We start from the raw sequence: 15,630 nt of genomic DNA on the forward strand, positions 1-15,630 counted from the left end.
CCGCTTGGCGGCCGCTGTCCTGGCCCGCCAAGCGGACACCACCCGCATAACAGCGCCCGGCCATTGCAGCCGAGTGCACACGGGAGCACCCATTCCTATGCTGTCCTTTATCGCCCGCCGTTTGGGGCTGCTGATCCCCACCTTTTTCGGTGTCACTCTGCTGACCTTTGCGCTGATCCGCATGATCCCCGGCGACCCGGTGGAAGTGATGATGGGTGAGCGCCGCGTCGACCCGGTGATGCACGCCGAGGCCATGGAGCGCCTGGGCCTGAACAAGCCGCTCTACGCCCAGTATTTCGACTATATCGGCCAACTCGCCCAGGGTGACCTGGGCCAATCGCTGCGTACCCGCGAAAGCGTATGGAGCGAGTTCACCACCCTGTTCCCCGCCACCCTGGAATTGTCCCTCGCCGCCCTGCTGTTCGCCGGCACCCTGGGGCTGATCGCCGGGGTGATCGCCGCACTGAAACGGGGCTCGCTGTTCGACCATGGGGTGATGGGCATCTCGCTGGCCGGCTACTCTATGCCGATTTTCTGGTGGGGCCTGCTGCTGATCATGTTCTTCTCGGTATGGCTGGGCTGGACGCCAGTGTCCGGGCGTATCGACCTGCTCTACGACATCCCGTCTGTCACCGGTTTTATGCTGATCGACACCCTGCTCAGCGGCGAAGAGGGCGCATTTGTCGACGCCCTGCGCCATCTGATCCTGCCGGCCATCGTGCTCGGCACCATTCCACTCGCGGTCATCGCACGGATGACCCGCTCGGCAATGCTCGAAGTGCTACGCGAGGACTATGTGCGCACTGCCCGCGCCAAGGGCCTGTCGCCGGCCCGCGTGGTGTTTGTGCATGGCCTGCGCAATGCACTGATCCCGGTGCTCACGGTGTTCGGCCTGCAGGTCGGCGCACTGCTGGCGGGCGCGGTACTGACCGAAACCATCTTCTCCTGGCCGGGTATCGGCAAATGGCTGATCGAGTCGATCGGCGCGCGTGACTACCCGGTGGTGCAGAACGGCATTTTGCTGATCGCCTGCCTGGTGATCCTGGTCAACTTCGTGGTGGACATCCTTTATGGATTAGCCAACCCACGCATTCGCCATCAGCGCTAAGGAAGATCTTATGCAACCAGTTTCCTACGTAGGATGGGTGGCAACCCATCACGCGCAACGATGGGTTATCACCCATCCTACGGCCCTGACTCGCATGATCCCGAGCAGGTTCTACGGAGCCCACTATGACAACTGAAACCCTAAGCACCACACTCGACCAATCGCTGTTCTACCCCTCACCGCTCAAGGAGTTCTGGCAGGCCTTTGCCCACAACAAGGGCGCAGTCGCCGGGCTGGCGTTTATGATCCTGCTGGTGATCTGCGCGCTGTTTGCGCCGTGGATCGCGCCGCACGACCCCAGCGAGCAATACCGCGAATTTCTGCTCACCCCACCGGCCTGGCTGGAAGGCGGTCAGCTGCAATTTCTGCTGGGCACCGATGAAGTGGGCCGCGACCTGCTGTCGCGGTTGATTCATGGCGCGCGGCTGTCGCTGCTGATCGGTCTGGCCTCGGTGCTGATGTCGTTGATTCCCGGCATCCTCCTGGGGCTGGTCGCCGGATTCTTTCCGCGCCTGCTCGGCCCGTCGATCATGCGCCTGATGGATATCATGCTGGCCCTGCCCTCGCTGCTGCTGGCGGTGGCCATCGTCGCCATCCTCGGCCCAGGGCTGATCAACACCATCTTCGCCATCGCCATTGTCTCGCTGCCGTCCTACGTGCGCCTGACCCGCGCCGCAGTGATGGGCGAGCTGAACCGCGACTACGTCACTGCCGCACGCCTGGCCGGTGCCAGCCTGCCGCGGCTGATGTTTATCACCGTGCTGCCCAACTGCATGGCCCCGCTGATCGTGCAGGCCACCCTGAGCTTTTCCTCGGCGATTCTCGACGCCGCCGCCCTGGGCTTTCTCGGCCTCGGCGTACAACCGCCAACGCCTGAGTGGGGCACTATGCTGGCCTCGGCGCGCGACTATATCGAGCGCGCCTGGTGGGTGGTCAGCCTGCCGGGCCTGACCATTCTGCTCAGCGTGCTGGCGATCAATCTGATGGGCGACGGGCTGCGCGATGCACTCGACCCGAAACTCAAGAATGCGCAGTGAGGAACCCCGAATGCACATGACTACCGTTGTAGGATGGGTGGAGCGCAGCGATACCCATCATTGCCGCTCGACCCTCTCGATGGGTATCGCCCTGCTCAACCCATCCTACGGATCGGAGCTGCGTCCATGAGCCTGCTCGATATCAAAAACCTTAGCGTCCGCTTCGGCGACGCCACGGCCATCCCGGTAGTCGACGGCCTCGACCTCAGCGTCGACAAGGGCGAAGTGCTGGCGATTGTCGGCGAATCCGGCTCCGGCAAATCAGTGACCATGATGGCGCTGATGGGCCTGATCGACGCCCCCGGCATCGTCACGGCCGACAGCCTGCAGTTCGACGGCACCGACATGCTGCGCCTCAAGGGTCGCCAGCGTCGGCATATCGTCGGCAAGGACCTGTCGATGGTCTTTCAGGACCCGATGACCTCACTCAACCCCAGCTTTACCGTAGGTTTCCAGATTGAAGAAGTGCTGCGCCAGCACCTGAATCTCAAAGGCCAGGCCGCTCGCCAGCGCGCGCTGCAACTGCTCGATCGGGTGGAAATTCCCGCCGCCGCCAGCCGCCTGAATGCCTACCCGCACCAGCTGTCCGGCGGTATGAGCCAACGGGTGGCGATTGCCATGGCGATTGCCGCCGAGCCAAAACTGCTGATCGCCGACGAACCGACCACGGCGCTGGATGTAACCATTCAGGCGCAGATCATGGACCTGCTGGTGGGCCTGCAACGCGAACAGAACATGGGCCTGGTGCTGATCACCCACGACCTGGCCGTGGTGGCCGAAACCGCGCAACGGGTCTGCGTGATGTATGCCGGGCAAGCGGTGGAGATCGGCAACGTGCCGCAGCTGTTCAGCGCCCCCAGCCATCCCTACACCGAAGCGCTGCTCAAGGCGATTCCCGAGCACAGCCAGGGCCAGCGCCGCCTGACCACCCTGCCCGGCATCGTTCCGGGCCGCTATGACCGGCCGGTGGGCTGCCTGCTGTCGCCGCGCTGCCCCTACGCCCAGGTGCACTGCCGTGAACAACGGCCGAGCCTGGATGCCCATGAACGCGGCGCAGCGCGCTGCTTCTACCCGCTCAATCTGACTGCGGAGGTGGCCTGATGAGCGCCGTCCTGACTGCTCGCGACCTCACCCGTCACTACGAAATTTCCCGAGGCCTGTTTCAGCCGAACGCTCAGGTGCAGGCGCTGAATGGCGTGTCCTTTGAATTACAGGCGGGCAAGACCCTGGCGGTGGTCGGCGAGTCCGGCTGCGGCAAATCCACCCTGGCCCGCGCCCTGACGCTGATCGAGGAACCCAGCTCGGGCTCGCTGCAGATCGCCGGGCAGGAAGTAACCGGTGCCAACAAGGCCCAGCGCAAACAGCTGCGTCGTGATGTGCAGATGGTTTTTCAGAACCCCTACGCCTCGCTCAACCCGCGGCAGAAGGTCGGCGATCAATTGGGCGAGCCGCTGCTGATCAACACCGGCCTGTCGCGCCTGGAACGGCGCGAGCGGGTGCAGGCGATGATGCAGCAGGTCGGCCTGCGCCCTGAGCATTACCAGCGCTACCCGCATATGTTCTCCGGCGGTCAGCGCCAGCGCATTGCCCTGGCCCGCGCCATGATGCTGCAACCCAAGGTGCTGGTGGCGGATGAGCCGACTTCGGCGCTGGACGTGTCGATCCAGGCCCAGGTGCTTAACCTGTTTATGGACCTGCAGGAAGAGTTCAACACCGGCTACGTGTTTATCTCGCACAACCTCTCGGTGGTGCGCCATGTGGCCGACGATGTACTGGTGATGTACCTCGGCCGCCCGGTGGAAATGGGCCCCAGCGAGCTGATCTACAACCGCCCACTGCACCCTTACACCCAGGCGCTGCTGTCGGCGACGCCGACTATCCATCCTGATCCGAGCAAACCGAAGATCAAGATCAGCGGCGAGCTGCCCAACCCGCTGTCGCCACCCAACGGTTGCGCCTTCCACCAGCGCTGCCCGCACGCGACCGAGCGCTGCCAGGTTGAACAGCCTGCGCTGCGACTGCTCGATGCAAGGCAGGTGGCTTGCCACCATGCGGAGACGATCAACGGCTAGACAGTCCAGCCAAGCGCCACCGACCTGTAGGAGCGGGCCATGCCCGCGATCCAGCATTACTGAGCGCACCTATGACTCCGGAGCAGTTTCAGCCAAACGACTCCAAGTCATGGTCGTTAGCTCGAGCAAATAGGTGCCGTCATTTGCCGTTTCCTCGCCCTCCCCAGCAACGATTTCACCCGCGCTGATACGGATTGCCGATTGGCCTAGCGCACAAGCCTTGTGCCTATAAATCCAACCAGGGTTCTGGCCTTGGGTTTCTATTTTCTCCATGACCAAGGTGTCGCAATGCAGACGGAAAACCGGTGTGTATCCCGCTATCCGATCTGCGGAATAGCCCAGACAACCGATGATGTAGATGTAATCGCCGACCACAGTGGCAGTATGGAAATCAGTGGGCGGGAATATATCGCGCGGATAGCCGTAGATTCGGATACCGCCATGCCCATCGTGGACGACTACATCGTTGTAGATGCAGAAATCCGGGTCATAAAAGTCCTCATGCTCGCCAGCAATCTCGATATAGCGGCCATCCGCCAAGCGGCTGACCGAACAGCCGAAGCGCTCGAAACACCAGATGGCCTCACTCTCCTCATCTCTTTCTTTGCCTTCGAATTTAAGCCGTGGCTCCCAGGCTCCGGCTCGGCAATCCACCATTTCCAGCCAGAATGGCTCATCAAACAGTTCTGGATTACTGCTGCCAAAGCGCCGGTGCTTGGCCGCGCGGTAAACGGCTTCATCGACACGCACCCGTTTGTCCCCGCGGCAACCGATGATCTGGCTGCGGAGGATGAAGTCGAAACCCTCCAGCCCGGCGCCGTGCTCCAGCAATAGGCTGGCCATTTCACGCGAGCGGGCGCTAGCAATGATCGCCTGATCCAACTGTGCGCCTGCCTGCAACAGCACCTTGGTTGCCGCAACCTCCGAGCAGCTCACGGCTTCCGCTAAAACGGTTGTGTCGAATTCATCCTTGGCTTCGAGATCGAAGCCCTGCTCGATGAGCCAAAACAATATGCCGGTGTCTTCGCCGAGTGCGTACATCAGCGGCTGCTTACCGCATCGCCCTTGATCCGAGCGATCCGCTCCCGAATTCAGCATCAGCTCAGCTTTCGCCACGTTTGCGGTTTGCAACGAGAGCAACCAAGGCGTGCGCTGCCAAAAGTCCCGCGCAGTCAGGTCGGCACCCGCGTCCAGCAGGGCCTGCACATCCGCTACGCTGCCCCAGGCGATAGCCTGCATCAGTGGCGTCCATGCCAAAGGTTGAGGATCGGCCCCCGCGGCCAGCAACAGACGGATCACGTCGAAGTGAGCGTTTCTCGCAGCGGAAAGCAGAGGAGAAGGGCCGACGGCGGTATGGTTTACCGTCGCTATATCGGCCCCGCGCGCAAGCAGAAATTCGACCATCGGCAAATCAGCGCGCCAGTTGAATACGGCGTAGGCCAGCGCCTCGCTAATATCGGCACCGGCATCGAGTAGCACGGCGACCTTGTCGATACTACCGGCACGCACCGCATGCATCAGCGCAGGCAGTACGCGTCTTTTGCCTGCTTGCCGTACATCCGCCCCCCGCTCAAGCAAAAAGTCTATGGCGGCAACACTTGCAGCGGGCGATGCAGCGGCACGCATCAGCGCACTGAAACCATCACGATCCGTTGCATTTATTCGAGCGCCCTGATCCAGCTCACGGCTCATACCGGCAATATCGCCAGCCTGGGCACATTCTTGCAGCTTCATATTTTTCGTCTTCCCTGATGAGAGTTTGCTGAAAAATAATGCTATTAGGCCCGCCGCCTCAACGCCGAAAAAACCGATAAAACTCACGCAACTCGGCCTGGGCATCGCTGACGCTGACCGGGGTAAAGCGCACCTCCTGATGCGCCGGGCATTGCGCCAGGCGGCTCTGGTCCAGCGGGTGCAGCCAACCCAGCAGCGGGTAGCCGCCCATGGTCTGGTGATCGGCTTGGAGAATAATCGGCTGACCATCCGGGGGTATCTGGATGGCCCCGCGGCCGACGCCCAGAGACCATTCGCGCGCCGGCACCTGCAGCGGCTCGCCCAGTAGCCGCGCGCCCATCCGGTCGGAATGCGGGCTGAGCTGCCAGGCCAGGGCGAAAAAGCCCTGCAACTGATCCTCATCGAAGCTTGCCGCATCGCCACCGGTAATCACCCGCAGCAGGGGCTTGCCGCGGTAGTCCGGGCGATAGGGCCAGGGCACGCTGGCCGGGTGGCTGAATACGCCGCGGTTACCACACGGCAGCCGATCCCCCACCTGCAGCGGCGAACCCTGGCCGTCCAGGCCGCCGAGCCCTTCGCGTTGCTGGGCACTGACGCTGCCCAGTACCGGCGTGGCGCGAAAGCCACCGGCCACCGCCAGGTAGGCGCGCTGGCCGCTGCGGGCGAAGCCCAGCTGCAGGCACGCCCCGGCGCGCACGGGGAAACGCGACCAGAGCGGTAACACCTGGCCATCCAGGCTTAGCGGCATATCCGCACCACAGACCGCCAGCCAGGTGTCGCGCTCGGCCTGCAGATCGACACCGCCCAGGGCGATTTCCAGCAGCGGCGTGCCCCAGGGGTTGTGCAGCAGGCGGTTGGCCCAGGCCGCCGCATGCAGATCCTGCGGCCCGGCCGGCGATACGCCGAGGTGCTGCCAGCCCTGGCGGCCGCCATCCTGCAACAGGCTCAGCGGCCCGGGTTTCAACACGCGCAGGCCCTTCACGGCTGTCCGCCCTCGCTGATAAAGCTGCGTTCGTCGATTGCCCGGAAACGCACTCGGTCGCCCAGAGCCAGGGGGCATGGCGGCTCGTGGGCGGCATCGAAGAGGGTCCAGGGGCAACGCCCGAGCAGATGCCAACCGCCAGGCGAGCGCTGCGGGTAGATGGCCGTCAGCCGCTCGGCGATGGCCAGGCTGCCGGCCGGCACGGCCAGCCGCGGGGTGGCACGGCGCGGCAAGACCAGACGCGGATGCAGCTCGCCCAGGTAGGCGAAGCCGGGAGCAAAGCCGATGGCTCCGACGCGGTACTCGGTCGCGCCATGCAGCTCGATCACCTGCTGAACATCCAGGAGACACAGACGCGCCACTTCGGGCAGGTCTTCGCCGTTGTAACAGACGGGGATTTCGTGCAAACGCCCCGCCCGCTCGCTCAAGGGCTGGTCGATCCAGCGCTCCAGCAGCGGCTTGAGCTTCTCGGCCAGTTGCAGGTGATCGGTGCGGGTCAGGTCGTAGTGCAGCAACAGGCTGGTCCAGCCGGGTACCAGGTCGGTCAGCAGGGGGCCGAGTTCGCCGCGGATACGCTCGGCCAGCAAGGCCAGGCGCTGCGCTAGGTGCGCGTCCGGCTGCTCGGCCAGCACCAGCAGCAGCGCTTCGGCACCGGCTGGCTCGATGCGGATCACGAGGCGTCCAGCATGGCCCGCAAACGCCGTAGTACGGCCAGTGAATCGGCGTTGTCGCCATGCACGCAGAGGCTGTCGGCGCGCAGCTGCAAGGGCTTGCCGTCGATATCGGCGAAGGGCTCGCCGCGGGCAATCGCCAGGCCCTGTTCGAGAATCCGCTGCGGATCGCGATGCACCGCGCCAGACAACCGCCGCGGGGCCAGCTGCCCATCGGCCAGGTAGGCGCGGTCGGCGAAGGCCTCGAACAGCAGCGGCACATCGGCTTCATCGGCCAGGCGCAGCTCGCGGGTGTTGTCGGTCAGGGCCAGGGTCATCAGCGCCAGACCCTGGCGATAACTGGCGCAGGCCTCCAGCACCGCCGAGAACAAGGCATCGTCGCGCACCAGGTCGTTGTACAGCGCGCCATGGGGTTTGACGTAGGCCAGGCGGGTGCCGGCGGCGCGGCAGAAGGCATCCAGCGCACCGACCTGGTAAAGCACCAGAGCGGTCACCTCGTAGGGCGAGCAGGCCATATGCCGACGACCGAAACCAACCATATCGGGATAGGCCGGATGCGCGCCGATACTCACCCCATGCTGCACCGCCAGCTCGACGGTGCGCAGCATGGTCATGGGGTCGGAGGCATGGAAGCCGCAAGCCAGGTTGGCCTGATCGATCAACGGCATGGCATGGGCATCGTCGCCCATATTCCAGACGCCGAAGCTTTCGCCCATATCGCAGTTCAGCAGGATTCTTTTCATGGCCCCAAGCTTAGAGCCACAGGCAGAACGGCACCAGTCCGAATGCACTCCGCCGCATTGCGATTATCCGCTTGCGGGTACCTGTAGGAACGACGGGGAGCCAGCCCCATGGCAGCGATGCGTTTCGCGGGCATGGCCCGCTCCTACAGGTCTTTGTGCAGATTTAATTTCTATATAAAACAACTAATTATTTTTAGTTCACCAAGAACGACGGGGACTCCTAGCTCATGTCCGCGCTGCTTTCGGTAGCCTGGATAAGCGCAGCGCAATCCGGGAATGCCATCCCGGATTGCGCCAAGGCTTATCCAGGCTACGAATCAATAGACATCGCGGCGGTAGCGCCCCTGCTCGACCAACTCGGCCACGGCTGCCGCGCCCAGCAATTCGCGCAGCACCTGATCCACCCCACTCGCCATGCCTTCGAGGCTGCCACAAACATAGATCGCCGCGCCTTCGGCCAGCCATTCGCGCAGCGGCTCGGCAGCTTCACGCAGACGGTCCTGCACATAGATCTTGGCGGCCTGATCGCGGGAAAAAGCCAGGTCCAGCTGCGCCAGGTCGCCGGTGGCCAGCCAGCCCTGCAGCTGCGCCTGGCAATAGAAGTCATGCGCGGCATTGCGCTCACCGAATAGCAGCCAGTTAGCCGTATGCCCAGCAACGATCCGCGCCTTGAGCAGGCTGCGCAGCCCGGCCAGGCCGGTGCCATTGCCAATCAGGATCAGCGGCCGCGCATCGTCCGGTGCATGGAAGGCGCTGTTACGCCGCACCCGCGCCAGCAACTGGCCATGCAGCGCTGCGCCGTCCGTCAGCCAGCCGGAGCCGAGGCCCAGTGAGCCATCGGCATGCCTTTCCTGCCGTACGATCAGGTCCAGCTCGCCGTCGCTGGGCAAGGAGGCGATGGAGTATTCGCGGGCAGCCAGCGGCACCAGCGCCTCCAGCAAGGCCTGCGCATGCAGACCAACCAGATGGCTGAACTGCTCGGGCAGCTGTTTGCCACGCAGGGCCTGCTGCAGCGACTGGGTCAGACCATCGAGATTGACTGCCTGACTGCCATCCAGCGCATGGGCCTGCAACCAGGCCTGCACGGTGGCGGCGCTGTGACGCGGCGGCACTTCGAGAATATCGCCGGCACGCCAGCTAGTCGGCTGCTCGGCACGCAGCGCCAGCAGATAGGTCGGCGCGCCCTGGCTGCCGGGGTTGAGCAGTTCGCGACGCGTCAGCGTCCACAGGCCATAGGGTGTTTCGCCCTGGTGCAGCGGCTGGGCGCCGGTCAGTTCGCCGAGCTGACGCTGCCAGCTGGCCAACGCAGTGGTATCGGCGGCGTCCACCTGCACCGCATCGAACAGGCTGCGCGCGCCCTGCCGCGCCAGCCAGTCCTGCACCCGCAGGGCAAAACCGCAAAAGTGCTGATACTGGCGATCACCGAGGGCCAACATGGCGTAACGCAGCTGCGGTAGATCCAGGGCCTGGCCGAGCAGCTTGCGCTCGAAGCCGCGGGCGCTGTCCGGTGCCTCGCCGTCGCCAAAGGTGCTAAGCACGAACAGTGCGTTGTGCGCCTGGCGCAGCATCTGCTCGTTGAGTTTGGCCAAGGGCTGCACGCTGACGGCCAGGCCAGCTGCCTGCAGCTGCCCAGCGGTCTGCCAGGCCAGCTGCTCGGCAAAGCCGCTCTGGCTGGCAAAACCAATCAACCAACCATCGCCCTGCCCTGCACTCGGTTGCAACGCACCGCGCGCCTGCAGCATTGCGCGCTTCTTGCGTCGGCGGTCGAGGTACAGCAGCCAGCCGGTGATGGCGAACAGCGGCATGCTCAGGCTGGTAAGCATCATCAGGATGCGCCCGGGCAGGCCAAAGTAGCTGCCCACGTGCAGGGCATAGATGCTGGTCAGCAGCTGGTCGCCAAATGCCTGCTGGTCGTAGCGTTTGTGCTGTTTTACCGCGCCGCTTTGCGCATCCAGGCTGAGCTGGTTGAAGGCGCGTTCATGGGGCGCGTCTTCACGCATATAGAACACCGTCACCGGCTGCTTGGCGGCGGCCGGCAGACGCAGGCTGTAGCCGCTCAGCTGCGGCCCGGCAGCCTGCTGCAGGCCGGCCCAGAGCGCCGGGTAATTCACCACGGGCACGGCCCCGGCAGCTGGCCGGCCGCCACGCTTGCGCTGCTCACCCGCGGGTTCGCTGCTAAGCAGGCCGGTCAGTCCTTCGCGATACCAGTCATAGGACCAATACAGCCCGGTCAGCGCCGCACACAGGTAGAACACCAGGCACCAGGTGCCGGCCACCGCATGCAGATCCCAGTTGAACGCGCGGCCGCGCTTGGCCCAGTCCAGGGTCAACCAGGCGCGCCAGTTCAAGGCCTGACGCGGCCAGCGCAGATAGAGGCCGGAGAGGCAGAAGAAGATCAGCGCCAGGGTGCTGGCGGCGGTGATCTGCTTGCCGTACTCGCCCATGGCAAGAAAGCGGTGCAGCTCCAGCATCAGGTCGAAAAAACCCTGACCGCTGGGCTCGCCCAACAGCTCGGCGCTGTAGGGATCGAAATAGCGCGCCTCACCACGGCGCTCGCCCGCTGGTGGCGCAAACATGACCCGCCCGGCGCGGTCGGCAGCCGCCTCAAGGTTCAGGCGCACCACACGCTGTTGAGTGGCCGCCTCGATACGCGGCACCAGCACGTCAGGTGTCAGCACCCCGCCGGCCTGCACTTCAACCTGCAACACCTCGGGGTTAAGCGCGCGCAGCAATTCGTCCTGAAACGAATAGGCCGCGCCGGTCAGGCCCATCAGCGCCAGTACCAGCCCTGCGCTGATGCCGAGCAGCCAGTGCAGTTGGAAGAGAATTTTCTTGAACACGAGAAGCTACCTGACAGTCGTGACGGCCACCGCGGTTATCACTGCGGCGCGATTCTATTTGAGAAGAAGTTGCATTTGCTTTCGGCAACCAGGGCTTTACCGCAAATTTACATAGCCAGCGCTCACCCCTTGAGCGCTTGCAGCGCGTCCGCGCCGATGCAGGACAACTCGCGACAGCCGCTCAGGGCCATACTCACTTCCAGCTCCTCGCGCAGCAGCTTGAGCAGGTGCGCCACGCCCAGTGCGCCGGCCGTGGCCAGGGCATGGATATAGGGCCGGCCAATCAGCACGGCGTCGGCCCCCAGCGCCAGGGCCTTGAACACATCGGTGCCACGGCGAATGCCGCCATCCAGCAGAATCAGCGCATCCGCGCCCAGCTCCGCACGGATGCCGGGCAAGGCCCTGAGCGCCGGCCACTGCGAGTCCAGCACCCGGCCGCCGTGGTTGGAGACGATGACCCCCGCCGCACCCACGTCCACGCCCAGGCGCGCATCGCCTGGATGCAGAATGCCCTTAAGCAGCACCGGCAAACGTGTCTGCCGACAGAGCCAGCGCACATCGTCCCAGGTCGGCGCGAGGGCCAGCATGCCGTCGAATACCGCGCTGCCGCCGGGCGGTACCTGAGGCACAACGGGCGGATTGCCGATATTCACCGCGGCGATGCCGGCCGGCAGAGTAAAACCCCCGCGCTGTTCGCGATTGCGCAGCCCCGACACCGGCGCATCTACCGTCAGCACCAGGGCGCGATAGCCCGCCGCCTCGGCGCGTTGTGCCAGCGCCAGGGTCGCAGGACCGTCGCCCTGCCAGTAGAGCTGGAACCACAGCGGGCCGGGCGCTGCCTCGGCAACCTCTTCCAGCGGTGTGGAGGCGAACGAGCTCAGCACCGCAGCACCGCCCATCACCCCGGCAGCCAGGGCGCTGGCCAACTCGCCCTCAGGGTGAAACAGCTGCTGGTAGGCCACCGGCGCGAGCAATATAGGGTGCTGCAGCTCAACGCCAAGCAACTGGCAACGGGTATGGCCGCCGCGCAGGTCGCGCAGCAGGCGCGGCACTATCGCCCACTCCCGCCAGGCATCCAGATTGGCCTGGCAGGTCAGCTCATCCGCCGCGCCGCCTTGCAGGTAGGCCAGGGCATTGGCATCCAGGCGCTGCAGGGCATAGCGCTGATAATCGCAGGCCGCGACCAGATCGGCCGGGATCGCGCTCAAGGGTTCGCTCAAGGCCATCTCAGTCCGCCCACTGGCGCAGCAGGTTGTGATAGGTGCCGGTCAGGCTCACCACCTCATCGCTGTCGCCCAGGTCATGGCGCAGCTTGAGGATGGTCATGTCCAGATCGAAGAGCATCTTGCGTTGCCAGGCGTCGCGCACCCGACTTTGCGTCCAGAGAAAGGAGGCGATACGCGCGCCACGGGTCACTGGCTCGACGCGGTGCAGGCTGGTGGCGGGATAGATGATGGCATCGCCCGCTTCCAGCTTGATCTCGTGTTCGCCGTAGGTGTCCTCGACGATCAGCTCGCCGCCGTCGTACTCGTCCGGCTCACTGAGAAATACCGTGGTGGAGACATCGGTGCGCACCTGATCATTGCTGAAGCGATCACGCTGCAGGGCGTTGTCGACATGGTTGCCGTAACGACCGCCACCGCCGTAGCAGTTGAACATCGGCGGCAGCATATGCCGCGGCAACACTGCGGACACAAACAGCGGGTGGCGCGCCAGCGCATCGGCCACGCGCTGCGCCAGCCCGGCAAAGGCCGGCGAATCCGCCGGAAATTGCAGATTCTGCTTAAGGCTTGCCGCCTGCGCGCCGGACGTCTGCACACCATCGACCCAGGCATGGGCCGCCAGTTCAGCGCGCAGGGCAGCGACTTCAGGTTTACTCAGCACCTGGGGGATATGCAGCAGCATCGACATCTTCTCCACAAATACACAACGCAAGAAGCCCGCGCTTGCGCGCGGGCTCCGATTACGGCGGGTCGCTCTATCAGAAGCTGAGCTCGGTAGTAAACATCGCCGAGCGCGGCGCGCCTAGGCGGGCACGCGAGCCGCCATTGTTCAGTGTTTCGATGTATTCCTCGTCGAACAGGTTGTACAGATTCACCCGCAGGTTGACGTTGTCATTGACGCGGTAGGCGGCCATGGCGTCCGCTACCCAGTAGGACGGGATAGACGGCATGTTCTGGGTTGCCAGGTTGGTGCCAGAGGTGACCACCCGATCCTGCTCAGACACATAGCGCGCGCCGCCGCCCAGAGTCAGATCGCCGAGGGTGTAGGACGTCCACAGGGTTGCGGTCAGGTCGGGCGACCAGCGCACGCCACTGTTCTCGCTGACCACACCCGAGTTATTGCGGCTGACCTGGTCGATCTGCTTGGTGTTCATATGGGCGATACCAGCAGAAACCTGCCAGAAGTTGCTGAGCTGGCCGACCAGGCCCAGTTCGACGCCATCGACGCGGGTCTTGCCTTCCTGGAAGTAACGCGCGGCGAAGGAGTCGTAGCTGACCTGCTTGTCGTTCTCGGTGCGGTAAGCCGCCAGGGTCAGCGCCAGGCGCTCATCCAGCAGATCCCACTTGGTGCCCAGCTCGAGGTGTTCGGTTTCCTGCGGATCCAGACCTTGCTGCTCGTTAGACGAGGAAGTCGCAGAGTTGGCGGCCAGGTTGAAGTTACCGCTGCCCGGCGGGGTCAGCGAGTTGGCGTAGGACAGATAGATGCTGCCGTTCGGCAACGGCTTGAACACCACACCGGCGTTCCAGCTGGTCAGATCGCCCGACTCGTAGGCACTGCCCGGCACCAGCGCGTTACTGGATACGGCGGCGCTGTCGGTCTCGGTGCGGAAGTGTTCGAAACGCACACCGCCATTGAGCGCCCACTGCTGGTTCAGGTGCAGGGTGTCGAAGACGTAGAGCGCCGCGGTCTTGGTCTCGCCGTCGGTGTAGGCACCGGTCTTGTAGGGATCGCCGAGGCCGTCGTGAGCGCTCGGGTCGTACAGGTTGGCGGGCGGGACGGGAACCGCCGCATAAGGCACACCATCAATGGTCTGCGCGGAGACGTCGTAACCGCGGTTAAGCTGCTTCTCGCTCATCAGCTCGAGGCCGGCGGCCAGTTCGTTGCGCAGGCCGAAGGTGTCGAACGAGGCGCTCAGGCTGGTCTGGTTGGCAAGAATTTCGTTCTCTTGGTCGACCACCTGACGTCGGCGATCCACGGTCCAGGTCGAGGGGTCGGCCGTGGGCGCGGTCAGCCCGTTGACGCCGGTGAGAATGCGATCGTTGTTGCTGCGGCCCCAGCGCGACAAGTTGCGCAGTGTCAGGGCGTCATTGAAGTCGTGCTCGAACTTGACGGTGAACATGTCGCCGTCGATACGCTCGGAGTCGCCCTTGGCACCGTAGTAGTTCTCGGTATCGACCTTACGGCCGGCATTCAGCGCGGCATCGGCGTTATAGAAGCCGTCCATCCCGATGGTGGGTATGCCTCCATCTGGGGTGTTGTCCTGGCGTACGTGCTGGGAATAGACATAAACGCGGGTGGCAGTGTCCAAACCGAAGGCGATGGAAGGTGCCACGCCATAGCTGCTGGTGTCGACGTAATCGCGACCGTCTACGTCGCCGTCGCGACGCATCAGGTTCAGGCGAAAGGCCGAATTATCGCCCAGCTGCTGGTTGATATCGGCGGTGAGGTTGCTCTTGTCCGCCGTGCCGTAGCCGACGGTAGCGAAGACCTCGTCGGTCAGGGTCGGCAACTTGGAGATCAGGTTGATATAACCCGAGGCCGCGCCGCGACCGATATCGGAACCGGCTGCGCCCTTGACCACTTCGACCTGCTCAAGGTTGAACACATCACGGCTTACCGCGCCGAGGTCACGCACACCGTCGACGAAGGTCGAGCTCTGCGTGGAGAAGCCGCGCATCATAAAGGTGTCACCGGCGGCGGTATTGCCGTTTTCGCCCAGCTGCATGGTGATGCCGGGGGTGTTGCGCAGCGCCTCCATCAGGTTGTTGGCACCCTGCTCGCGGAGCATTTCCTTCTTGATCACCTGCACGGTCTTCGGTGTGTCGAGCAGTGGCTGAGTCAGTTTACTGTTGGCGCTTTTGCTGGCCTTGTACGGCACCTCGGTTTTCGAGGTCACGACCATCTCCGGCAGGTTCAGCTCGCCCCCCGCCTCTTCTGTTTGGGCAAATGCCATACCCGGGATAGCGGCTGCGATCAGTGCTGCCAAATGACTGACTTTTTGGTGCTTGCGACTACGAATGGTCATGCTTATCCCCAACAGAAAAAGGCCTCCCTTGCAGCGCACATAGCGGCCAAGAGGAGGAGCGCGGCAGGTGACTGAAACGGCGCGCATGATAATCACTGCCAATTGCAAATACAATTGATTGGCATTAAATATTATGGCGATCTGCCATGCATCACAGTTTCAGCCCAACAGCGCCTCACGCCGCCTCGCAAGCC

General features: G+C 63.9%; 12 protein-coding genes. 4 read left to right on the top strand and 8 right to left on the bottom strand.

The genetic code is table 11. From position 1 onward, the window contains the following. Nucleotides 1–97: 97 nt before the first annotated feature. The 4 genes from VMP31_RS12170 (at nt 98) to VMP31_RS12185 (ending at nt 4,217) form a co-directional block, all read left to right on the top strand. Nucleotides 98–1,108 (top strand): ABC transporter permease subunit, encoded by a 1,011-nt coding sequence (locus VMP31_RS12170; protein ID WP_325507433.1) that lies wholly within the window; start codon nt 98–100, stop codon nt 1,106–1,108. Between the two features lie 125 nt (nt 1,109–1,233). Then, complete coding sequence (locus VMP31_RS12175; RefSeq protein WP_325507435.1) at nt 1,234–2,145, top strand: ABC transporter permease subunit; 912 nt, start codon at nt 1,234–1,236, stop codon at nt 2,143–2,145. Between the two features lie 126 nt (nt 2,146–2,271). Next, nucleotides 2,272–3,246: an ABC transporter ATP-binding protein gene (locus VMP31_RS12180; RefSeq protein ID WP_325507437.1), complete on the top strand. Its 975-nt coding sequence runs from the start codon at nt 2,272–2,274 to the stop codon at nt 3,244–3,246. After that, nucleotides 3,246–4,217: a peptide ABC transporter ATP-binding protein gene (locus VMP31_RS12185; RefSeq protein ID WP_325507438.1), complete on the top strand. Its 972-nt coding sequence runs from the start codon at nt 3,246–3,248 to the stop codon at nt 4,215–4,217. The genes VMP31_RS12180 and VMP31_RS12185 overlap by 1 nt, the downstream gene beginning before the upstream one ends. 69 nt (nt 4,218–4,286) lie before the next feature. On the opposite strand, the gene VMP31_RS12190 is transcribed toward VMP31_RS12185, so the two are convergent. The 8 genes from VMP31_RS12190 to VMP31_RS12225 form a co-directional block, all read right to left on the bottom strand. Next, the gene (locus tag VMP31_RS12190) at nt 4,287–6,038 is read right to left on the bottom strand and encodes an ankyrin repeat domain-containing protein (protein WP_325507440.1); all 1,752 of its coding nucleotides are present in this window, start codon (nt 6,036–6,038) and stop codon (nt 4,287–4,289) included. Then, on the bottom strand, nt 6,010–6,933 hold the full coding sequence (locus VMP31_RS12195) for a biotin-dependent carboxyltransferase family protein (RefSeq protein WP_325507442.1): 924 nt from the start codon (nt 6,931–6,933) through the stop codon (nt 6,010–6,012). Before VMP31_RS12195 ends, VMP31_RS12190 begins: the two co-directional genes overlap by 29 nt. Next, nucleotides 6,930–7,607 carry a 5-oxoprolinase subunit PxpB gene (gene pxpB, locus VMP31_RS12200; protein ID WP_325507444.1) on the bottom strand — a complete coding sequence of 226 codons (678 nt, stop codon included), beginning with the start codon at nt 7,605–7,607 and terminating at the stop codon, nt 6,930–6,932. The genes VMP31_RS12195 and pxpB overlap by 4 nt, the downstream gene beginning before the upstream one ends. Beyond that, the gene (locus VMP31_RS12205; RefSeq protein ID WP_325507446.1) at nt 7,604–8,347 is read right to left on the bottom strand and encodes a 5-oxoprolinase subunit PxpA; all 744 of its coding nucleotides are present in this window, start codon (nt 8,345–8,347) and stop codon (nt 7,604–7,606) included. Before VMP31_RS12205 ends, pxpB begins: the two co-directional genes overlap by 4 nt. Nucleotides 8,348–8,664: 317 nt before the next feature. Further along, nucleotides 8,665–11,187 (bottom strand): sulfite reductase flavoprotein subunit alpha, encoded by a 2,523-nt coding sequence (locus VMP31_RS12210; RefSeq protein WP_325507448.1) that lies wholly within the window; start codon nt 11,185–11,187, stop codon nt 8,665–8,667. A 122-nt stretch (nt 11,188–11,309) separates the two neighbouring features. Continuing rightward, nucleotides 11,310–12,413: an alpha-hydroxy acid oxidase gene (locus VMP31_RS12215; RefSeq protein WP_325507449.1), complete on the bottom strand. Its 1,104-nt coding sequence runs from the start codon at nt 12,411–12,413 to the stop codon at nt 11,310–11,312. A 1-nt stretch (nt 12,414) separates the two neighbouring features. Then, the gene (locus VMP31_RS12220; protein ID WP_325507594.1) at nt 12,415–13,092 is read right to left on the bottom strand and encodes a Fe2+-dependent dioxygenase; all 678 of its coding nucleotides are present in this window, start codon (nt 13,090–13,092) and stop codon (nt 12,415–12,417) included. Between the two features lie 76 nt (nt 13,093–13,168). Continuing rightward, nucleotides 13,169–15,436, bottom strand: a complete 2,268-nt coding sequence (locus VMP31_RS12225) for a catecholate siderophore receptor Fiu (RefSeq protein ID WP_325507450.1) — start codon at nt 15,434–15,436, stop codon at nt 13,169–13,171. Between the last annotated feature and the right edge of the window lie 194 nt (nt 15,437–15,630).

The sequence above is a fragment of the Pseudomonas sp. genome, from assembly GCF_035512415.1.
In the GTDB taxonomy this organism is placed as follows: Bacteria; Pseudomonadota; Gammaproteobacteria; order Pseudomonadales; family Pseudomonadaceae; genus Aquipseudomonas.